The organism is Curtobacterium sp. MCLR17_045 (assembly GCF_003234405.1).
Taxonomy (GTDB): Bacteria; Actinomycetota; Actinomycetes; order Actinomycetales; family Microbacteriaceae; genus Curtobacterium; species Curtobacterium flaccumfaciens.
The window spans coordinates 1-20,975 of sequence record NZ_QKTB01000014.1 but is presented as its reverse complement, the minus strand read 5'-3'; the positions used below and the strand labels follow the sequence as shown (position 1 = coordinate 20,975).

Annotated in this window: 19 protein-coding genes; 7 read left to right on the top strand and 12 right to left on the bottom strand. The window is 70.7% G+C overall.

The window, feature by feature from the left end:
- Nucleotides 1-87 precede the first annotated feature (87 nt).
- The 3 genes from DEJ05_RS10500 to dut are packed head-to-tail and all read right to left on the bottom strand — an operon-like array spanning nt 88 to nt 2,110.
- Nucleotides 88-867 (bottom strand): DUF3159 domain-containing protein, encoded by a 780-nt coding sequence (locus tag DEJ05_RS10500; protein WP_111110376.1) that lies wholly within the window; start codon nt 865-867, stop codon nt 88-90.
- Nucleotides 868-899: 32 nt separating this feature from the next.
- On the bottom strand, nt 900-1,622 hold the full coding sequence (locus tag DEJ05_RS10495; protein ID WP_258376132.1) for a DUF3710 domain-containing protein: 723 nt from the start codon (nt 1,620-1,622) through the stop codon (nt 900-902).
- The gene (gene dut, locus DEJ05_RS10490) at nt 1,619-2,110 is read right to left on the bottom strand and encodes a dUTP diphosphatase (protein WP_071403948.1); all 492 of its coding nucleotides are present in this window, start codon (nt 2,108-2,110) and stop codon (nt 1,619-1,621) included. Before dut ends, DEJ05_RS10495 begins: the two co-directional genes overlap by 4 nt.
- A gap of 63 nt (nt 2,111-2,173) precedes the next feature.
- Between dut and DEJ05_RS10485 the strand changes: the two genes are divergently transcribed.
- Nucleotides 2,174-2,605, top strand: a complete 432-nt coding sequence (locus DEJ05_RS10485) for a DUF3093 domain-containing protein (protein ID WP_110859581.1) — start codon at nt 2,174-2,176, stop codon at nt 2,603-2,605.
- A gap of 128 nt (nt 2,606-2,733) precedes the next feature.
- Here the strand turns inward: DEJ05_RS10485 and DEJ05_RS10480 are convergent, their stop codons facing one another.
- A complete protein-coding gene (locus DEJ05_RS10480) occupies nt 2,734-3,033 on the bottom strand; it encodes a DUF4193 domain-containing protein (protein ID WP_017886098.1) in 300 nt (99 codons plus the stop codon).
- A 298-nt stretch (nt 3,034-3,331) separates the two neighbouring features.
- Here DEJ05_RS10480 and sepH point away from each other — a divergent pair, with 298 nt between their 5' ends.
- Nucleotides 3,332-4,360: a septation protein SepH gene (sepH, locus tag DEJ05_RS10475; RefSeq protein ID WP_181440703.1), complete on the top strand. Its 1,029-nt coding sequence runs from the start codon at nt 3,332-3,334 to the stop codon at nt 4,358-4,360.
- 34 nt (nt 4,361-4,394) lie between these two features.
- Here the strand turns inward: sepH and DEJ05_RS10470 are convergent, their stop codons facing one another.
- Nucleotides 4,395-5,561, bottom strand: coding sequence for an alkaline phosphatase family protein (locus DEJ05_RS10470; protein ID WP_181440702.1), 1,167 nt, complete (start codon nt 5,559-5,561; stop codon nt 4,395-4,397).
- Nucleotides 5,562-5,604: 43 nt separating this feature from the next.
- Here DEJ05_RS10470 and DEJ05_RS10465 point away from each other — a divergent pair, with 43 nt between their 5' ends.
- Nucleotides 5,605-8,091 (top strand): DNA topoisomerase (ATP-hydrolyzing) subunit A, encoded by a 2,487-nt coding sequence (locus DEJ05_RS10465; RefSeq protein ID WP_111110374.1) that lies wholly within the window; start codon nt 5,605-5,607, stop codon nt 8,089-8,091.
- A gap of 244 nt (nt 8,092-8,335) precedes the next feature.
- Here the strand turns inward: DEJ05_RS10465 and DEJ05_RS10460 are convergent, their stop codons facing one another.
- Nucleotides 8,336-10,462 carry a type IIA DNA topoisomerase subunit B gene (locus DEJ05_RS10460; RefSeq protein ID WP_071244557.1) on the bottom strand — a complete coding sequence of 709 codons (2,127 nt, stop codon included), beginning with the start codon at nt 10,460-10,462 and terminating at the stop codon, nt 8,336-8,338.
- Nucleotides 10,463-10,629: 167 nt separating this feature from the next.
- Between DEJ05_RS10460 and DEJ05_RS10455 the strand changes: the two genes are divergently transcribed.
- A complete protein-coding gene (locus DEJ05_RS10455) occupies nt 10,630-10,854 on the top strand; it encodes a hypothetical protein (RefSeq protein WP_017886093.1) in 225 nt (74 codons plus the stop codon).
- A gap of 71 nt (nt 10,855-10,925) precedes the next feature.
- Here DEJ05_RS10455 and DEJ05_RS10450 read toward each other — a convergent pair whose 3' ends face one another.
- The 6 genes from DEJ05_RS10450 to DEJ05_RS10425 form a co-directional block, all read right to left on the bottom strand.
- A complete protein-coding gene (locus DEJ05_RS10450) occupies nt 10,926-11,384 on the bottom strand; it encodes a peptidoglycan-binding protein (RefSeq protein ID WP_111046153.1) in 459 nt (152 codons plus the stop codon).
- Nucleotides 11,385-11,512: 128 nt separating this feature from the next.
- Complete coding sequence (locus tag DEJ05_RS10445; RefSeq protein ID WP_111110373.1) at nt 11,513-12,286, bottom strand: type 1 glutamine amidotransferase; 774 nt, start codon at nt 12,284-12,286, stop codon at nt 11,513-11,515.
- The gene (locus DEJ05_RS10440) at nt 12,283-13,542 is read right to left on the bottom strand and encodes a MurT ligase domain-containing protein (protein ID WP_017886091.1); all 1,260 of its coding nucleotides are present in this window, start codon (nt 13,540-13,542) and stop codon (nt 12,283-12,285) included. Before DEJ05_RS10440 ends, DEJ05_RS10445 begins: the two co-directional genes overlap by 4 nt.
- A gap of 6 nt (nt 13,543-13,548) precedes the next feature.
- Entirely contained in the window at nt 13,549-14,808 is a 1,260-nt protein-coding gene (locus tag DEJ05_RS10435; RefSeq protein WP_027465462.1) for an RNA polymerase sigma factor, read from the bottom strand.
- A 193-nt stretch (nt 14,809-15,001) separates the two neighbouring features.
- Nucleotides 15,002-16,321 (bottom strand): nitrate/nitrite transporter, encoded by a 1,320-nt coding sequence (locus tag DEJ05_RS10430; RefSeq protein ID WP_071403956.1) that lies wholly within the window; start codon nt 16,319-16,321, stop codon nt 15,002-15,004.
- A gap of 157 nt (nt 16,322-16,478) precedes the next feature.
- Nucleotides 16,479-17,408, bottom strand: coding sequence for a proteasome assembly chaperone family protein (locus DEJ05_RS10425; RefSeq protein ID WP_027465460.1), 930 nt, complete (start codon nt 17,406-17,408; stop codon nt 16,479-16,481).
- A gap of 76 nt (nt 17,409-17,484) precedes the next feature.
- Here DEJ05_RS10425 and DEJ05_RS10420 point away from each other — a divergent pair, with 76 nt between their 5' ends.
- The 3 genes from DEJ05_RS10420 to DEJ05_RS10410 form a co-directional block, all read left to right on the top strand.
- The gene (locus DEJ05_RS10420) at nt 17,485-18,975 is read left to right on the top strand and encodes a leucyl aminopeptidase (RefSeq protein WP_111110372.1); all 1,491 of its coding nucleotides are present in this window, start codon (nt 17,485-17,487) and stop codon (nt 18,973-18,975) included.
- A 153-nt stretch (nt 18,976-19,128) separates the two neighbouring features.
- Nucleotides 19,129-20,502, top strand: coding sequence for a dihydrolipoyl dehydrogenase (gene lpdA, locus DEJ05_RS10415; RefSeq protein WP_111046157.1), 1,374 nt, complete (start codon nt 19,129-19,131; stop codon nt 20,500-20,502).
- 70 nt (nt 20,503-20,572) lie between these two features.
- On the top strand, nt 20,573-20,975 hold a 403-nt coding region (locus DEJ05_RS10410), incomplete at its 3' end, for a biotin/lipoyl-containing protein (RefSeq protein WP_309146949.1).

Here is a 20,975-nt window from a genome sequence, read left to right as displayed (position 1 = left end):
GGCCGTGGACCGTCCCACCAGCAAGGCAAACCTAATCCCGAGGACGCGTGCGCGCCCTGCGAGAACTATCTTGATGTCGAGAGAACTCTACACCGGGGCGACGTCGTCGCGTCGGACGAACACGGTGCGGACCAGCAACCAGGTCACCCAGAGCACCGCCGCGTAGAGCGGCACACCGAGGATGAGCTTCAGCCCGGCGAGCAGTTCGACCTGCGCCGTCAGGTACAGCGGGACCTCCACCGCGAGCCGGACCGCGAACAGCCCGACCCAGATCCAGGTGGCGACCGTCAGCACGCGGCGCTTGACGGGGTCGGCGCGCCAGTCGACGTGCGAGCCGTCCTCGTTCGCGGGCAGCAGGAACCCGACGACGAGCCCGATGAGCGGCCAGCGGATCGCCAGTGTGATCAGCAGTCCGACGAGCCAGACGGCGTTGATGATGATCCCGGGGATGAAGTTGCTCTCCGCGCGGCCGGTGATGAGCGCCAGGCCGGCTGAGACCGCGACGCCGAGGATGCCCGCGAACGACATCGTCACCGACTGCCGCTGCAGCAGCCGGAGCACCACGAACACCAGGCCGACCGCCACCGGGATCACGACGCTCGGCACGAGCTCCTTCGTGATCGCGTAGACGACCAGGAACGCGAACCCGGGCAGCACCGACTCGGCGAGCCCACGCACCCCGCCGACCGCGCCGAGGAGCGCCCGGCCGGACGGTGCCTCACCGGGCGCGACGCGGGCGATGCCGGCGTTCTGCACGGCGTCGCGGAACTGCGCGGAGAACGACGGCACCACCGAGGGCTCAGCCGACGGTGCAGCGGGTTCGGAGCCAGCCGTCTCGGGTCGTGGGGTGTCGTCGTGGTCCGGCACCGTGCCTCCAGGCGGGGTTGGTCGTCTGTCGGTCAGATCGCGGTCTGCGTCGACTTGGGCATGTGCAGCGGGATGAGGTCGCGCGGCGGCATCGGTGTCGTGCCGCGCACGACGACGACGCTGCGGAACAGCTCCTCGATCTCGCTCGCGTCGTCGGGCTGCTCGGCGGCCTTGCCGGCGATCACGCCGCGCAGGAACCAGCGCGGGCCGTCGACGCCGACGAACCGGGCCGGGCGGGAGCCGGCGGTGCCACCGTCGCCGTCCACGGCGACCGGGACCGACGCGCGGAGTTCGGGGCCGAACGGGCCGTCGACCTCGGTCACGACACCGCCCTGGCGCTCGATCTGCTCGGCGATCTGGGCGCGGATCTCGTGCCACAGGCCGGTGGACCGGGGTGCCGCGAACGGCTGGACCTGCAGCGTGGAATCGTCGTAGTCGAGCCCGACCGCGACGACGCGCTGCGAGCCCTCCTCGACCTCGAGGCGCAGGTGCAGGCCCTCGCGCGGGAGCACCTTCACCCCGCCCAGGTCGACGTACGGGCGGACCAGGTTCGCCTCGGTCTCGTCGTGGGGGCCGTTCTCGGCCCGGTCCTCCGGAGCGGACTTGTCCGTCGGGGCGACCGCGTCGACCTCGTCGAGGTCCGCGTCGGCATCCGTCGCGATGTCGACCTCGGGGGACGTGTCCGCGACCTCGATGTCGTCGGCGACGGCGTCCGCCACCTCGACCTCGTCCCGCTTGCGTCGGCCGAACTTCATGCGCGCGTTCCTTCCTGAGCGTCTGCGGCGGCACCGGTCACGGCGTCGCTCCGGTCACCGTAGCCCGACGAGCCGAACCCGCCCTGTCCGCGGACACTGTCCGGCAGGTCGTCGACCCGGGTGTAGGTCACCTGCGGCACCGGCATCACGATCAACTGGGCGATGCGGTCGCCGACGTGCACCTCGTACGGTTCCGTCTGGTCGGTGTTGAGCAGGGCGACCTTGATCTCCCCGCGGTAGCCGGAGTCGACGGTGCCGGGGCTGTTCACGATCGTGATGCCGTGCTTCGCCGCCAGGCCGCTCCGCGGGACCACGAACGCGGCGTAGCCCTCGGGTAGCGCGATGCGCAGCCCCGTGGCGGCCAGGTGTCGCTCCCCCGGCTGCAGCACGAAGGCCTCGGTGGAGACGAGATCGGCACCCGCGTCGCCGGGGTGGGCGTGGCCGGGAGCGTGCTCCCCGGTCCAGAGGACGTCGACTGGTTCGGTCACGTGACGAGGGTAGTGCAGCCGTGACCGTTCCGTGACCTCGCTCGCTCGTGATCGAATGGACCCGTGACCCTGTACCGCGAACGACTCTGGGCCCCGCCCGCCCTCTACCTGGCGACGGCGCTCGTCATCCCCGCCACCCTGCTCGTCTTCCTCCCCATCAGCGTCCTGGCCGGCGTCCTCGTGGCGATCGGGATGGAGCTCGGGGTCCTGGTCCTCCTGTGGGCACTCGCACCCACCATCGAGGTCACCGACACCGAGTTCCGCGCGGGCAAGGCACACCTCCCCCGCACGCTCGTCGGCACGACCGAGGCGTTCGAGGGCGCAGCGGCCACCGAGCAGCGCGGGCCGGCACTCGACGCCCGCGCCTGGACCCTCTTCCGCGGCTACGTCCGCGGGGTCGTCAAGGTCGAGGTGCGCGACGACGCGGACCCGACGCCCTACTGGCTGGTCAGCGTCCGGCACCCGGGCAAGGTCGTCGAGGCGCTGCGGTCCTGACGGATCACGGCCCACGGCCTGGAGGCGCGGCTCGGCTCCGCCTCGCAGCACACGACGAAGGCCCCGCATCCCTGGAGGATGCGGGGCCTTCGCTGATCGTTGCGTCGAGAGCGACGCGGCTGCGCCCGCTAGAGCGAAGCGCACTCCGCGCAGACCGGTCCGAGCTTCGACTCGTGGTCGAGCTGGGAGCGGTGCTTCACGAGGAAGCACTCGACGCAGGTGAACTCATCGACCTGCGGGGGCAGCACCACGACGTCGAGGTCGACGTCGCTGAGGTCCTGCCCGGCGAGTTCGAAGCTGCCGGGGTTGTCGGAATCATCGTCGACGACCCCCGACATCTTGTCGGGAACGCGCTCCTTGAGGGCCTCGATCGACTCTGAGTCAGAGTTGTCGTCGGTCTTCCGGGGGGCGTCGTAATCGGTGGCCATGCCCATCCATTTCTCGTATCGAGAGGTCGTCGCCGGGTGATCGGCGGCGACAGTTTGCACCACGCCCCGCCAGAGCGCAAACCGAGTGCTGCGGCGGGTCGTGCTGGCTGTGCAACCCACGACCGGAACCGGACATTCCCGACACCCGTTGCCGGAGCGCCGCCCGCCCGGGATCGGCCGTGCGGATGTCCGCGGCACGCCCGTGCGCCTCCCCGGAAACCGCCCGTCGTCCCTGCATACTCACGGGGTACGACAGCAGCACCGTACGCGACGCTGGGAAGGCGGAACCATGCAAGACGTGAGAGTCATCGGAGTCGAGTCCGGCGCACTCCTCCTGGCGACCGACGGCGGCACCGAGTTCCGGTTGCCCGTCACGTCGTCGCTGGCAGGCCAGGTGCGCCAGGCGAACCCCGACGCCGGTCCGCAGAAGCGGGTCTCCCCCAAGGACGTCCAGGCGCGCATCCGTGGTGGCGCCGACGCCGCCGACGTGGCCGCCGCGCTCGACGTCGACGTCGAGTACGTCCGCCGCTTCGAGGGCCCGGTCCTCGCCGAGCGTGCCTTCATCCTCGACGCCTCGCACCGCGTGCCGGTCACCCCGGTCGACGACGAGGCCCCCGACACCTTCGGCCCCGCGATCACCGCGAAGCTCGAGGCCGGCGAGGCCACCGCGATCACCTGGGGCTCCTGGAAGCACCCGGAGAGCGGCTGGCAGGTCCGCGTCCGCTACACCGCTGGCGAGGTCGAGCACGACGCCCAGTGGCACTTCGACCCCAAGACCTCGACCCTCGTACCGGACAACGGCGACGCGCACCGGCTGTCGCACACCGACGACGAGGGCATCGCCCCGCGTCTGCGTGCGGTCGAGTTCGAGCAGCAGGACGACGACGGCACCCGCTTCGACTCGGGCGCCTTCCGCGTCGACGAGCCGGAGCAGCCGGCCGCCGAGCCCGAGCCGTCCCAGCACGCGCCGCTCCGTGCGCCGCTGCCCCGCATCGGCCAGGCCGCCGTGGAAGAGCGTGCTCCCGGCAACGAGACCGCGGACCTGCTCGAGGCGCTCCGGCGTCGCCGCGGTGAGCGCGAAGCAGCGTCCTTCGGCGAGCAGCGCGACGAGTCCGCCCGCGGCACGTCCATCAGCGTCGTCGACATCCCGCTGCAGGGCTTCGAGGACGGCGGCGCGCACGACACCGCACCGCAGTCGGCCGACACCCGCCCGGCATCGGCGCCGGAGCCCGAGAGCCGTGGCGAACGCAAGAAGCGCAACCGCCGCTCGATGCCGAGCTGGGACGAGATCGTCTTCGGCACCCGCCCGGACGACGACCCCGCCTGATCGGCATGCTCACCGGCCGTCGGCGCTGACGCCCCTAGTGAGCGAACGCGCCGGCGAGCCGGAGCGGCACGATCGTCTCCTCGTCGGTCATCGCCCCGTGCTGGCCGATCATGCGCTTCGGCGTCTCGTCCTCGCGCAGGGCACGGTCGTCGTTGAACGCCCACGAGCCGCGTGCCACGACGAGCACGTCGCCGATGCGCGGCAGCACCTCGTCGGACACCCGCCCGAACCACCCAGCCTCGATCGCCTCGGCACGGCTGGCGACGGACGCCTTCTTGCCGTAGCGGGCCCGGAACGCGCCGACCAGGGCGCGGACGTCGGTACCGGGTGCGACGGTGAGCTGGCGGCAGCGCGGGTCACCCGCGACGCCGACGACGTCGGTGAGCAGCAGCGGGTCGATGGCGATGTTCGCGTGGTCCGGCACGTCGAGCACCCCGTGGTCCGCCGTCACCAGGACCCCCACGTCGTCGGCGGTCCGTGCATCGAGGCGGGCGAGTTCCCCGTCGAGCAGCTCGAGGGCGGCCGTCCACCGGTCGGACTGCCAGCCGTACTTGTGCCCGATCGAGTCGAGCTCCGGCACGTACAGGTAGACGAGCGATCGGCCGGTGGCGGTCTCGGCCAGTGCGGCGTCGACACGCTGCGGGATGGTGTCCGCCGACACGTACCGGGCGCCGCCGAGCACGTTCGCGGTCATCCCGGACGAGCGGTACCGGTCCGGCCCGACGACGACGGGGTCGAGTCCGAGCTCCGCGGCCCGGGTGAACAGGGTCTGCGTCAGGAACCAGTCGGCGGGCACCTCGGTGTCCCAGCCGCCCAGCAGGTTCATCACGGCACCGGTGTCCGGGTTCCAGCCGCTGTACCCGACGACGCCGTGGGTGCCGGGCGAGCGGCCCGTGGTCAGGGTGCTCAGCGCCGCCGCGGTCGTCGTCGGGAACCCGCTCCGGAGCTTCTTCGCGGTGCCGGTGCCCTTCGCACCGGTCAACCAGCGGGCATGCCCGGCGCGCGCCGCCAGCGCGGCGGAACCGAGGCCGTCGACCAGCCCGACGATCGCCGAGCGGGCGGGGCGGAGGGCGATACGGGCCTCCAGGCCGTCGTTCCGCAACCACGCGTCGTCCGCAGCGCCGAGCGCCACGAGGCAACTCGGGAAGACGTCGGCGAGGTTCGCGACGGCGTCGGGGGCCGTCGGTACGCTTGTTCCCATCCCACGAGTCTCCCAGACGACTCCGGTTCTCCAGAAAGGTGCCATGGCACGCACGGACGTAGTCGGCCTGCCCGACGGTGAGCGCATCGAGGACGTCGACGTCTCCGAGGAGATGCAGGGCTCCTTCCTCGAGTACGCGTACTCCGTCATCTACTCGCGGGCGCTGCCCGACGCCCGCGACGGCCTGAAGCCGGTGCAGCGTCGCATCCTGTACCAGATGGCCGAGATGGGGCTGCGGCCCGACCGCGGACACGTCAAGAGCGCCCGCGTCACCGGCGAGGTGATGGGCAAGCTGCACCCGCACGGCGACGGTGCGATCTACGACGCGCTGGTCCGCATGGCCCAACCGTTCACGATGCGCGTGCCGCTCGTCGACGGTCACGGCAACTTCGGCTCGCTCGACGACGGCCCCGCTGCCGCCCGGTACACCGAGGCCAGGCTCGCCGAACCGTCGATGGCGATGACCGAGGGCCTGGGCGAGGACGTCGTCGACTTCGTCCCGAACTACGACAACCAGATCATGCAGCCGGGCGTGCTGCCGGCGGCGTTCCCGAACCTGCTCGTCAACGGCGCCTCCGGCATCGCGGTTGGCATGGCCACCAACATGGCGCCGCACAACCTCGGCGAAGTCGTCGAGGCCGCGAAGCACCTGCTCATGAACCCGCAGGCCAGCCTCGAAGAGCTCATGGAGTTCGTCCCCGGCCCCGACCTGCCCTCCGGCGGCACCATCGTCGGGCTCTCCGGGGTCCGCGACGCCTACGCCACCGGCCGTGGATCGTTCCGCACCCGCGCGAAGGTGAGCGTCGAGAACCTCACCCCGCGCAAGGTGGGGCTCGTCGTCACCGAGCTGCCGTACCTGGTCGGCCCCGAACGCGTCATCGAGAAGATCAAGGACGCCGTCCAGTCCAAGAAGCTCGTCGGCATCTCGGACGTCAACGACCTGACCGACCGCAACCACGGACTCCGGCTCGTCATCGGCATCAAGAGCGGCTTCAACCCCACCGCCGTGCTCGAGCAGCTCTACAAGCACACCCCGCTCGAGGACGGCTTCGGCATCAACAACGTCGCCCTGGTCGGCGGGTCACCGCGGACCCTCGGGCTCCGCGAGCTGCTCGACGTCTACGTGCAGCACCGGCTCGACGTCGTCACCCGCCGGTCGCAGTACCGGCTGGCACGACGCAAGGAACGGCTGCACCTGGTCGAGGGCCTGCTCATCGCGATCCTCGACATCGACGAGGTCATCCAGGTCATCCGCACCTCCGACGACTCCGAGGCGGCGCGCAACCGCCTGCGCGACGTCTTCGACCTGTCCGAGGTGCAGGCCGAATACATCCTCGAGCTGCGCCTGCGCCGCCTGACGAAGTTCTCGCGGATGGAGCTCGAGGCCGAGCGCGACCAGCTGCTCGCCGACATCGCCGCCCTCGAAGAACTGCTGGCGTCCGACGAACGGCTCCGCGCGCAGGTCGCCCTCGAGCTGACCGAGGTGTCCGACAAGTTCGCGACCCCGCGGCGCACGCTGCTCACCGAGGCGGACGCCCCGGTGAAGGGCGGTCGGAAGGCCGCGGTCGACCCGGAGTCGCTGCAGATCGCCGACTCCCCCTGCCGCGTGCTGCTCTCCACCACCGGGCGGCTCATCCGCGTCGACATCCCGACGTCGGAGCTCGGCATCGTCCGCGTGCCGAAGCGCTCGAAGCACGACGCCGTCCGCTCCGCCGTGGTGAGCACGGTGCGGGGGCAGATCGGCGCGATCACCTCGACCGGTCGTGTCCTCCGGCTCTCCCCCGTCGACGTCCCCGCCGTACCGCCCGCCGCGGTCCGGCTCGACGCCGGCGTCCGGGTCACCGACTTCCTGGCGCTCACCAAGGGCGAGACCGTCGTGGCGATCGTCGACCTGTCCGGCGCGTCGTCGGACTCGCTGGCGATCGGCACCGCACACGGCGTCGTGAAGCGCGTCGTGGCGGGTGCGTGGCCCGACAAGCCGGAGTTCGTCGCGATCGGCCTGAAGCCCGGCGACCACGTGGTCGGCGCTGCCCAGGCCCCGGAGTCCGACGACCTCGTGTTCATCAGCTCGAACGCGCAGCTGCTGCGGTTCCCGGCGTCCGTCGTCCGGGCGCAGGGGTTGCCCGCGGGTGGAGTGGCCGGCATGGCCCTCGCTGACGGCGCCTCCGTGATCTGGTTCGGCTCGGTCGCACGCTCCGACGACGCCGTGGTCGCCACGGTGTCCACCACCTCGACCGCCCTGCCCGGCACGGACGCCGGCCGCGCCAAGGTCTCCGCCCTGTCGGAGTTCCCGGCGAAGGGCCGTGCCACCCAGGGTGTCCGGGCGCACGCGTTCCTGAAGGGCGAGGACGGGCTCACCGTGGGCTGGGCCGGCATCGCGCCGCCGCACGCCGCCGGCACGGACGGCGCCGCGCGGACCCTGCCCGACTGGCTGTCGAAGCGTGACGGGTCGGGTGCCCCGCTCGAGGCCGTCATCGGCTCGATCGGCGGCAGCGCCGCGACGCTCGACGGCACCGCCGGCGAGGCGTAGGCGCGCGCTCGCGTCCGCCGCGTTTCGCGCCTGACGACACCTCACGCCCTGCGGACCCCGTGAGGTGTCGCCCAGCGCGTGAGAACGCAGGGCGCACCGGTCTGGAGGCGCGGGGCGGCCCCGCCACGGGCCTCCCGTCCGCCATCGCGGAAGCGACAGAACCCCGCCGACTGTCGGCGGGGTTCTGTCGCTCTTGCGCCATGGACCGTGCGCGTCGGCCGAGCGGTGTCGCTTTCGCGACGCGCTACGCGTCGATGCGGTCGCGGTCCAGGCCCTCGCCGGCCAGGATGAACTCCTTGCGCGGCGCGACGTCGTTGCCCATGAGCAGCTCGAAGACCTTCGCGGCGCCCTCGGCATGGGTCACGTTCACCCGGCGCAGGGTGCGGTGCGCGCGGTCCATCGTGGTCTCCGCGAGCTGGTCGGCGTCCATCTCGCCGAGGCCCTTGTACCGCTGGATCGGCTCCTGGTACTTCTTGCCCGTCTTCTCGAGCTTCTTCAGCACCGTCTGCAGCTCCTGTTCGGAGTACGTGTAGAGCGTGTCGTTCGGCTTGCCGCGGTTCACCACGACGACCCGGTGCAGCGGCGGCACGGCGGCGAAGACCCGGCCCTGTTCGATCATCGGCCGCATGTAGCGGAAGAACAGCGTCAGCAGCAGCGTACGGATGTGAGCGCCGTCGACGTCGGCGTCCGACATGATGATGATCTTGCCGTAGCGGGCCTGGTCGATGTCGAACGTGCGGCCCGAACCGGCGCCGATGACCTGGATGATCGACGCGCACTCGACGTTCGAGAGCATGTCCGACACGGACGCCTTCTGCACGTTGAGGATCTTGCCGCGGATCGGCAGCAGCGCCTGGTACTCGCTGTTGCGGGCGAGCTTCGCGGTGCCCAGCGCCGAGTCACCCTCGACGATGAAGAGCTCGGTGCCCTCGGTCTCCTGCGAGCGGCAGTCGGCGAGCTTCGTCGGCAGCGAGGAGTTCTCGAGCGCGTTCTTGCGGCGCTGCGTCTCCTTGTGTGCCCGCGCAGAGATGCGGGTCTTCATCTCGGACACGACCTTCTCGAGCAGGGCGGCCGACTGTGCCTTCTCGGTGCGCTGCGTCGAGGTGAGGATCTCGGTGATGCGCTTCGACACGACCTGGTCGACGATCTTGCGGACCGCCGGGGTGCCGAGGATCTCCTTCGTCTGTCCTTCGAACTGCGGCTCGGGCAGGCGCACGGTCAGCACGGCGGTCATGCCGGCGAGCACGTCGTCCTTGTCGAGCTTGTCCTGCCCGACCTTGAGCTTGCGGGCGTTCGCCTCGACCTGGGCACGAACGGCCTTGACGACGCCCGACTCGAACCCGGCCTGGTGCGTGCCGCCCTTCGGCGTCGCGATGATGTTGACGAAGCTGCGGAACACGGTCTCGTAGCCACTGCCCCAGCGGAGCGCCAGGTCGACCTCGCACTCACGCTCGACCGAGGTGGAGACCATGTGGCCCTTGTCGTCGAGCATCGGCACGGTCTCGGTGAAGGTGCCGGTCCCCTGCACGCGCCAGACGTCGGTGAGGGGGCTGTCGACGGCGAGGTGCTCGACGAACTCACCGATCCCGCCCTCGTACCGGAAGCGCTCCACCACCGGCCCCGCGGCCACGGTGGTGCCCGTCGCCTCGGCCCGGGCGGCAGCGGCGTCGATCGACGCCGCGCGCTCGTCGGTGATGGTGATGCCGAGCCCAGGCACGAGGAACGCGGTCTGCCGTGCACGGGTGACCAGGTCGTCGGTGCTGAACCGGGCGTCGGCGGTGAAGATCTGGCGGTCCGCCCAGTACCGGATCCGGGAGCCGGTGACGCCCTTCTTGACCTTGCCCACCACACGCAGTTCGCTGCCGGAGGTGAAGGGCGCGAACGGAGCGTCCGGCCCGATGCCCTTGCTGTCGTCGAAGATGCCGGGCTCGCCGCGGTGGAACGACATGGCGTAGGTCTTGCCGCCACGGTCGACCTCGACGTCGAGGCGCTCCGACAGCGCGTTCACGACCGAGGCGCCGACCCCGTGCAGGCCGCCCGAGGCCGCGTAGGACCCCGAGCCGAACTTGCCGCCGGCGTGCAGCTTGGTGAACACGACCTCGACCCCGGTCAGGCCGGTCTTCGGTTCGACGTCGACGGGGATGCCCCGGGCGGTGTCCCGGACCTCGACCGAGCCGTCGGCGTGCAGCACGACACCGATCTCGTCACCGTGTCCCGCGAGGGCTTCGTCGACCGAGTTGTCGATGATCTCCCACAGGCAGTGCATGAGGCCCCGGGAGTCCGTCGAGCCGATGTACATGCCCGGCCGCTTCCGGACCGCCTCGAGCCCTTCGAGGACGGAGAGATGGCGTGCGGAGTAGTCGGAGCTCACCGTCGGAGTTTACCGAGCGGCACCGACAGCACCGTGTGGACACTCGCACTGGGGCCAAGCGATCCGCGCTGAGCGAAACAGGCCCCGACAATGCGTCGCTCTCAGGCATCACGTGTTGAAATGGTGCAACCACCCGGCACCACCTGCGATCCGTGAGGAGCACAGCAATGACCCAGACCGTGCAGGACCCCTCCATCGACGAAGTCAGCAACCACCAGCTGACCGCCGCCGACCGTTGCGACAGCTGCGGGGCGCAGGCCTACATCCGAGCCACGATGTCGAGCGGCGAGCTTTACTTCTGCGCCCACCACGGCGCCGAGTTCAAGGACAAGCTCGCGGCGACCGCCATCGAGTGGCACGACGAGAGCAGCCGACTCTACGAGTCGAAGTAGTCGCGACCGACACAAAGACAGGAGGCGCGGTGCCAGCTGGCACCGCGCCTCCTGTCTGTCTGCAGCCCGGTTCAGAACTCGCGGTTCAGCGACCAGGCCACCCCGCGGTAGCTGTTCGGCCCCCAGATGCCGTCGATCGGCCCGCTGTACCTGCCGTGGGCGGCCGCCCATCGCTGCAGTGCCCGGATGATCTCGGGGCTCTGCCAGTTGTGGAGGTCGCCTGCACGGAAGTACCCGCCCTTCGCGAGCTGCTCGGAGACACCCGTCCAGGAGTTCGGACCCATGATCCCGTCGATCGGTCCCTTGTAGCCGTAGTACCCCGCCATGCTGCCGAGGCACTGCAGCCGCTTGTAGAAGATCGGCCCCGGGACGCCGTCCGACTCGGTCGTGGTCGTCGGCACCGAACTGCAGGCCGAACTGATGCGGGGCGTCGCGGCCTCAGCCGGAGCTGTCTGGACGACGGCAGCGGCAGTGGTGATCGCCACGACGAGTGCGCCGACCAGGGCGAGGACGGATTTGTTGGTGAGCATGAAGCCTCCTTTGTCGGCTTCCAACATTTCACATCTCGCACACGAGCGGACCGACTTGGCAATTGTTGCCACTCATCAGAGACGACGAAGGCCGGGCCCCCTCGGGACCCGGCCTTCGTTTTCGTGCGTCAGGCGATGCGCTTGAACGCCTTGTCGACGTAGCGGTCGACCGTAGCGCGCGCTTCGCGTGCGTAGCGGTCGATGGTCGCCGTGCGCTCGGCGTCCGGTGCGTACTCGCGGCCCAGCCGTGCGGTGGCCGCGGCGAGGACACCGTCGGTCAGCTGCGGGTTGAGCGGCAGGACCGGACCCTGGGTGTGCGTGCCGAAGGAGTTCCCGACGATCGCGCCCTCGACCGGGGAGCCGGCCTGGTTGCCGCCGCCGGAGACGACGTCGGCGAAGGGTGTGACCCCGGCTGCGAGCTCGATGCGGGTGGCGTGGTCCTCGAAGCCCGCGAGACGCTTCGGTGCTCCGGGGAGCAGCGGGTACCGGGTCTCGAGGACGAAGTAGTTCACGCGGCGCTCGGCACCGCGGACGGCACGGGCGTCGAACACGCCGAAGCCGGCGACCGGCGCGCCCTCGGTCGGCACGACCTCGTTCGTCGCGAGGTCGAACCCGCCGCCGACGGCGAGCACCGGCACACCATCGGTCGCGAACGCACGGAGCGCCCCGCCAATTCGTGTGACGTCGTCGCCCAGGGAACGCATCGCGCTGAGCGGACCGTTGCCGATGACGACGACGTCCGCCGTGGTCGGCAGGTCGTCACCGGGCGCGTACTCGAGGACCTGGGTCTCGATGTCCGCGGCGGCCGCACGGCGGACCAGGGCCGCGACGTTGCCACGGTCGCCCGAGACGCCCATCTGCCGCGGGTAGACGTGCAGGATGGTCAGCCGCTCGGCCGTCATGCGGTCTTCTCCATGTCCGGGTGGCCGAGGGCCTTGCGGGCGATCATCATGATCTCGTAGTTGACGATGAAGTTCTTCGTCCCGCGGGTCGTCGAGCCGAGCTGCTCCATGTGCTTGATGGCCGCTTCGACGTCGGGCTCGACCCGGCCGATGCGGACACCGGCGTGCTCGAGCGCGATCGCGATCTGCCACGCCTTGTCACCGGAGACGACGTCCACGTGGTCGAGCTTCGAGAAGTCGATGTCGTAGATCCAGGAGATGTCGGGCGTGCCCTCGTCGATCGCCATGAGGACCTGCTCGGGCTGGTCCGGCAGGGCGTCGAGGTTGAGCTGGAGGCTCGCGGCGTTCTTGAACATCGTGAACTCGGCGGACTCGCCCGCGATGGGCAGTCGCTCGCCGCGGCCGTACGCGGGCTTCATCGTGCCGAAGGCCTTGGTCACGGCGTCCGCGCGGAACTGCGCGCCGAGGGCCGCACTCGCCGTGGCGGTGGCAGCAGCGGCGTCGACCGCGTAGTGCAGGCCGCGTGCGGGGAGACGGACCGGGATCTCGGCGCCGTCGAAACGGATCGTCGCGCCGTCGCCCGTGTGGGCCACGACCTCGGCGTCGGCGGTGTGCTGGGCACGGTCACCGGCGTCGAACGAGTCGGCGTTCTGCAGACCGTTCGGCGCTGCGGCGATGACCTCGTCGCTCGCACCGAACCGCAGGACGCGCTGCCCGGGGGTACCGGAGTAGCCGTCGAGGAACTGGTCGTCGTGGTTCGTGATGACGTTCGCCGTCGACAGTGCGGCGGTGTCGAGCATCATTGTCGCCACGCGCTCGGTCTCGAAGAACCGGTACAGCTGGTCGACCTGCACGTTGAGCATCGTCACCGTCGAGGGCGACAGGATGCCGGCGAGCTCGACCGCGAAGGCCTCGTCGACCTCGAGGATGCCGATGTCCGCCTTCAGGCGACCGGTCAGCGAGACCTCGGACAGCAGGGCCGACGCGATGCCCTGCGGCAGGTTCGCGCCGGACGGGTTCGTGAAGACCCGCAGCCCGTGGGCCCGCACGATGTCGGAGATCATGTGCGTGGTCGTCGACTTGCCGTTCGAGCCGAGCACGAAGACGACGCCGTTCGGGAACTGCTTCGTCACGTGCTGCAGGAAGTCCGGCACGAGCTTCAGGACGATGAACCCCGGGTAGGCGGACCCGCCGCCCCGCGCACGAGCGAGGGCACGGAGGATCCGCCCGATCAGGATCGGGATGAAGAAGCGCATGCCGGCTTACTCGAGGTAGTCGCGCAGCGACTGCGACCGCGACGGGTGGCGGAGCTTCGCCATCGTCTTGGACTCGATCTGACGGATGCGCTCACGCGTCACGCCGAACGTGTCACCGATCTGGTCGAGGGTCTTCGGCTGGCCGTCACCGAGGCCGAAGCGCATGCGGATCACGCCCGCCTCGCGCTCGGACAGGGAGTCGAGCAGGCTCTCGAGCTGCTTCTGCAGCATCGTGAAGCCCACCGCGTCGGCCGGCACGACCGCCTCGGTGTCCTCGATGAGGTCACCGAACTCCGAGTCGCCGTCCTCGCCCAGGGGCGTGTGCAGCGAGATCGGCTCGCGGCCGTACTTCTGGACTTCGACGACCTTCTCCGGGGTCATGTCGAGCTCGCGGGCGAGCTCTTCCGGAGTGGGTTCGCGACCGAGGTCCTGCAGCATCTGCCGCTGGACGCGGGCGAGCTTGTTGATGACCTCGACCATGTGCACCGGGATGCGGATGGTGCGGGCCTGGTCGGCCATGGCGCGGGTGATGGCCTGACGGATCCACCACGTCGCGTAGGTCGAGAACTTGAAGCCCTTGGTGTAGTCGAACTTCTCGACCGCACGGATCAGGCCCAGGTTGCCCTCCTGGATGAGGTCCAGGAACTGCATGCCACGACCGGTGTAGCGCTTCGCGAGCGAGACGACCAGGCGGAGGTTCGCACCGAGCAGGTGCGACTTCGCACGCTGACCGTCACGGGCGACCCAGCGCAGTTCACGCTCGGCGGGCTTCGAGAGCCCCGTCGCGTGCTGCAGCTTGTCCTCGGCGAACAGGCCGGCCTCGATGCGCATCGCGAGCTCGACCTCCTGCTCGGCGTTGAGCAGGGCGACCTTGCCGATCTGCTTCAGGTAGTCCTTCACCGGGTCGGCGGTGGCACCCGTGATGGTCGTCGAGTAGACCGGCGCCTCGTCGTCGTCGGTCTGCGAGATGACGAGCGCACCGGCGGCGACCGCGGCAGCGGCGTCCGGCTTGGCCGTCTTGTCGTCGGTGTCGTCGGCCTCGTCGGTCGGCTCCTCGACGGGCTCGTCGGAGGCGATCGCCTCGTCGACGGCGTCGGTCTTCTTCGCCTTGGGCGCCGCCTTCTTGGCGGGCGCCTTCTTGGCGGGGGCCTTCGTGGCGCGCTTCTTCGGCGCTGCGGTGCCCTCGGTGTCCGTGGCGTCCTCTGCCACAGCGCCCTCGGGCTCGGTGTCCTTCGTGGGATCGATCGTCGTGCTCCGGGCAGCCATGCGATCACCTCTCTCGTCGTGCCACGTTCGTGGGGTCGTGGCCTCCCTCGCCGCCCAGGTCCCGCGCCGCAGTCCCCCGCGTCGTACGAGTCCTACCGTTCCGGGCAGCACTAGGACCCATGTCAAGTCCCCCGAGTTCACCGGCGCACCGAAGTGCTCCGACAGACAGGGGTCCCGAACGGGTCCGTGATCATTATTGCACGTGCCGCTTCCGCAGGCGTGCAACGAGTGCAACCCAGAGTGGCCCGACGCGTATTCCCTCTTCCGAGTGCAGCACGCGGCGGGTCCGACGGCGGGCGTGCAGGAGCATCCCGACGCCGAAACCGACCACGACGTACTGCACGGTGAGGGCGATCCGGAAGTTCTCCCAGGCGAACACCTCGGTGCCCGAAGCCCGCGCAGCGACGTCGAGGACGACGCCGATCAGGTACATCATCACGAAGGCCGCCAGGAACCCGCCGACGTTCACCACGCCGTTCGCCGAGCCGAGCGATCCGACCGGGTTGAAGGTCCGGGCGAAGTCGAAGCCGATCAGGGAACCGGGCCCACCGATCCCCATCGCGACGACGAGCAGCACGAGCAACCACGTCGGCGGGTGCCCGGGCCAGAGCAGGATCGCCGTCCAGAGCACCGCGAGCAGGACGACCACGCCGAGCACCAGGTTCGACCGGCGCATCGGGAACCGCGCACAGAGCACGCCGAGCACCGGACCGGCGACGAACCCGACGACCACGATGATCGTGAGGAACCCGGCAGCCTCACCCGGGGAGTACCCGAGCCCTCGGAGCATCGGCACGCCCCACAGCAGCGAGAACACCGTGCCCGACGACTGCGTGACGTAGTGCGACCAGAACCCGAGCTGTGTGCCCGGGCGCCGGAGCGCATGCCCGAAGGTGCTGAAGGCGGCACCCCACGAGTGCGGCAGCGGGATGGTGTCCGTCCGCACCGGCACGGGACCGTTCCGCACGAAGACCGCGGCGAGCACCAGGCCGACCGCGCTGGCCGCGGCCGCCACACCGAACGCCGGGGTCCAGCCCACCGTGTGCAGGAGCACGGCGAACGGGAACGCCGAAAGGATCTGGCCGATCTGCCCGAGGTTGCCCGTCCACTGCGAGATCTGCGGCAGGATCCGGCCGCTGAACCACATCGGCACCAGGCGGATCACCGAGATGAAGGTCATGGCATCACCGGCGCCGACGAGCACCCGCCCCGCGATGGCCGGCCCGATCGACGGGGACACCGCGACGATCGCCTGTCCGACGACCAGCAGCGCGGCGCCGAGGAGCACCAGCCGCCGCGGGCCCACACGGTCGAGCGCGATCCCCACCGGGATCTGCAGCCCCGCGTAGACGGCGATCTGCACCACGGCGAGGGTGGACAGGACCGCGGCGGAGACGGCGAACCGGTCCTGCGCGTCGACACCGGAGACCCCGAGCGAGGACCGCTGCACCACGGCGAGGACGTACGCGAGGACCGCGACGCCCCAGATCAGGAAGGCACGACGGGAGTTCACCGGTCCAGGCTACCGACGCGTCCCAGCGTCGATGCGCGACGAGCGTCGTCGACGCGCGTCACGTCGTGCGGGTGACCGGAGGACGGCCTGGAGGCGCGGTGCGGGGCCGCCACGGGCCTCCAGGCCGCCCTGTGGGGACGTCCGGATCCCGCGACGGTCAATCGGTCGCGTCGCCCTGGGTGCGCCGGTCGGCGAGGAAGCGCTCGAGCTCGGCCGCGATCGCGTCGGCGGTCGGCACCTCGCCGTCCACGCCGGTGAGCGGCGACGCGACGGGGTTGCCCTCCATGTACGTGTCGTGCCGCTCCTCGAGCACGGAGACCAGGCGCTGCAGCTCGGGGTTGCCGGCCACCTGCTCCTCGACGCGGGTGAGGAACTCGCGACCCGACTCGCGCAGGGCGTCCGTCGGGAAGATGAGCCCGGTCGCGGCGGCGATGCCGGACAGCGCCGCGACGGCGGCGTCGGGGAACTCGGTGTCGGACAGGTAGTGCGGCACGAGCAGCACGAGCCCGGTGACCTGCGCGCCGGTCTCGGCGAGGCGGTGCTCGACCAGGTGCAGGACGTTCGCCGGCGCCTGGGTCTCGGGCTTCCAGACGCTCATCTGCTCGACGAGGTCGGCCCGGGTGCCGGAGACGGTCAGGCTGATCGGACGGGTGTGCGGGACCGGCATCGGGATGGACTGCACCCACGTGGTGTCGGCGACCTGCAGGTCGGCGGCGAGCCCGGTGACGGCGCGGACGAAGCGGTTCCACTGGAAGTCCGGCTCGTAGCCCGACAGGAACAGGAACGGCTGGCCGATCTCGTCGCGCACCAGGTGCAGGGCCAGACGGGGCGGCTCGACGGCGCTGATGTGGTCGTGCTCGAAGGTGATGACCGGGCGACGGGCCCGCCAGTCGAGCAGCACGTCCGGGTCGAACTCGGCGACGAGTTCGGTGTCGAGGTCCTCGAGGATCGAGTTCGTCACCTGCGCGACGGCCGATCCGGCATCGGCGAAGCCGGTCAGCCCGGCGATCAGGTGCAACCCTGCTGGCACGGTCGGGGCGTCCGCGTCGAACGTGTAGAGCTCCTCGGGGTGGTTCACCGTCCCCATGCTAGGCGGGGCCTCCGACGTCCCCGGTGCGCGACGACCACGCCGACAGCGAACAGGCCGTCGGTAGGGTTGGAACATGGTCCGACCGACGCTCTCCACCACCAGTTCACCCCCCGAGACCACCACCGCCGACGTGCTCGTCGTCGGGGTCCGCCCGGGCTCGTCCGGCGAGGCCGACAGCACCGCCGTGCTCGCTCCCACCGCCCTCGGCACGCTCGATGCCCTCGCCGGCCTCGACCTCGCCGCGATCGGGGTCACCGGCGCGAAGGACCAGCTCGTCCGCCTGCCCGCCAGCGGCGTCGGTGCGAAGTCGGTCGCGCTGATCGGGCTCGGCTCCGCCACGGGTGCCGCGGCGATCCGCGCTGCGGCCGGCAGCGCCGTGCGACAGCTCCCCCGCGTCGACTCGATCACGCTCGCCCTGCCCACCGACTCGGCCGAGCTCGTCGACGCCGCCCTCGAGGGCGCGGCGCTCGGCGCGTACGCCTTCACCCGGCACAAGGGCACCGGCACCAAGGCCCCGGCCCGCGGTGACCAGCACATCGAGGTCGTCGCCCCGGCCGAGGTCGCAGCCGACGCCGCCGTGCGCCCCGCGATCGTCGCCGACGCCGCGTCGCTCGTGCGGGACCTCGTGAACACCGCCGCGGGCGACCTCGGGCCGCAGGACGTCGCCGACGTCGCGACCGGGTTCGCCTCGGACCTGCCGCTCACCGTCGAGGTCCTCGACGAGCAGGCGCTCGAGGAGCAGGGCTTCGGCGGCATCCTCGGTGTCGGCCGCGGTTCGGCGCGTCCCCCGCGCCTGGTCGTCGTCCGGTACGCGCCGGAGTCCGCCACGAAGCACCTCGCCCTCGTGGGCAAGGGCATCACGTTCGACTCGGGCGGCCTCTCGCTCAAGCCCGCGGCGTCGATGCTCGGCATGAAGACCGACATGACCGGTGCCGCCACGGTGCTCGCCGCGACCGTCGCCGCCGCCCGCCTGGGGCTGAACGTGCGCGTGACCGCGTGGCTCGCCCTCGCCGAGAACATGCCCTCCGGCACCGCGACCCGCCCGGGCGACGTCCTGACGCTGAAGAACGGCACCACGGTCGAGGTCACGAACACCGACGCCGAGGGCCGCCTGGTGCTCGGCGACGGGATGGCCGCCGCGTCGCTCGAGCAGCCCGACGCGCTCGTCGACGTCGCCACGCTGACCGGTGCCCAGGTCGTCGCGCTCGGCGACCGCACCACCGGCCTGATGGGCAGCGACGACCTCGTCGCGAAGGTCCGTGCCGTCGCCGAGGGCGTCGCGGAGCCGATCTGGCCGATGCCACTGCCCGAGGAGCTCGAGGCCCGGCTGTCCAGCGACGTCGCCGACATCGTCAACGCCACGGTCGGCAACCCGGCCGGCGGCATGCTGCTCGCGGGCAAGTTCCTCGAGCGCTTCGCCGGCGACGGTGTCCCCTGGGCGCACCTCGACATCGCTGGGCCGTCGGAGAACAAGGGCGGCGGGTACGCCTGGTTGGGCAAGGGTGCGACGGGTGTGATGGTCCGGACGCTCATCGCTCTCGCAGAAGACCTCCAGTCCGAGTAGGTTTGGTACCGGTGGGAACGGCGCACCGACGCGCCTCCCACCGGTACTGCACGGGACGGGACCGGAACCACGCGGTCCGACCGTCGGACGCCGCCCTCCGCGGTGTCCACGTAGGGCCCGATCGGCCCGACACGCACGAGGGAGTTGCACCAGGTGACGGAACAGACTTACGACGTCGTTGTCCTCGGTGGCGGGAGTGGTGGGTACGCCGCTGCGCTCCGGGCCGCCGAACTCGGCATGAGCGTCGCGCTCATCGAGGGCGACAAGCTCGGAGGGACGTGCCTGCACCGCGGCTGCATCCCGACGAAGGCACTGCTGCACGCGGCCGAGGTCGCCGACGCGACGCGCGACGCCGATAAGTACGGCGTGGTCGCGGAGTTCGCCGGTGTCGACGTGCCCAAGGTCATCGACTACCAGCAGGGCATCATCAACTCCAAGTACAAGGGCCTGCAGGGTCTGATCAAGGCCCGCGGCATCACCGTGGTCGAGGGCTGGGGTCGTCTGACCTCGCAGAACACCGTGCAGGTCGGCGACCAGACCGTCACCGGCAAGAACATCGTGCTCGCGACCGGCTCCTACTCGAAGTCCCTGCCCGGGCTCGAGATCGGCGGCCGCGTGATCACCTCCGAGACCGCACTCCGCATGGACTACGTCCCGAACAAGGTCGTCATCCTGGGCGGCGGCGTCATCGGCGTCGAGTTCGCCAGCGTCTGGAAGTCCTTCGGGGCCGAGGTCACCATCGTCGAGGGCCTGCCGCACCTGGTCCCCGCCGAGGACGAGTCGATGTCGAAGCAGCTCGAGCGTGCGTTCCGCAAGCGCGGCATCGAGTTCTCGCTCGGTGTCCGGTTCCAGGGCGTCGAGCAGCACGAGAACGGCGTCGTCGTCACGCTGGAGGACGGCAAGACCTTCGACGGTGACGTCCTGCTCGTCGCCGTCGGCCGTGGCCCGGTCACGCAGAACGTCGGCTACGACGAGGTCGGCGTGGCGATGGACCGCGGGTTCGTCACCACGAACGAGCGTCTCGCCACGAACATCCCGAACGTCTACGCCGTCGGCGACATCGTCCCCGGTCTGCAGCTCGCGCACCGCGGCTTCCAGCAGGGCATCTTCGTCGCCGAGGAGATCGCCGGCCTCAACCCGGTGGTCATCGAGGACAAGAACATCCCGAAGATCACCTACTCCGACCCCGAGGTCGCGTCGGTCGGGCTCTCGCAGGCCAAGGCCGAGGAGCAGTACGGCGCCGACAAGGTCGACTCGTACGAGTACAACCTGGCCGGCAACGGCAAGAGCCACATCATCGGGACTTCCGGCTCCGTCAAGGTCGTGCGCGTCGTGGACGGCCCCGTCGTCGGCGTCAGCATGATCGGTGCCCGCGTCGGCGAGCTCATCGGCGAAGCCCAGCTCGCCGTGAACTGGGAGGCCTACCCGGAGGACATCGCTCCCCTGGTGCACGGTCACCCGACCCAGAACGAAGCCCTCGGCGAGGCGTTCCTGCACCTCGCGGGCAAGCCGCTGCACGCGCTGTGACCGGCACCGGCCGCACTGTGACAATGACATCAACAACCACTGCAATCCCCCGCGAAGAGGAGTCCACCCGATGAGCGAATCCGTCAACCTCCCGGCGCTCGGCGAGAGCGTCACCGAGGGCACGGTGACCCGATGGCTGAAGAACGTCGGTGACCGGGTCGAGGTCGACGAGCCGCTGCTCGAGGTCTCGACCGACAAGGTCGACACCGAGATCCCGTCGCCGATCGCCGGCGTCGTCGAGGAGATCCTCGTTCCCGAGGACGAGACCGTCGAGGTCGGCACCGCCCTCGTGAAGATCGGTGACGGCTCCGGCTCGTCCGACGGCGGTTCGGACTCGTCCGACTCCGGCGCCGACGACGCGAACGCCGCCGCTGCCGACGCCGAGGAGCCCGAGGCCGCTCCGAGCACGGAGCAGGAGGCCGAGACCCCCGCACCCGAGCCCACCGAGCCCGAGCCGGCCCCCGCCGGACAGA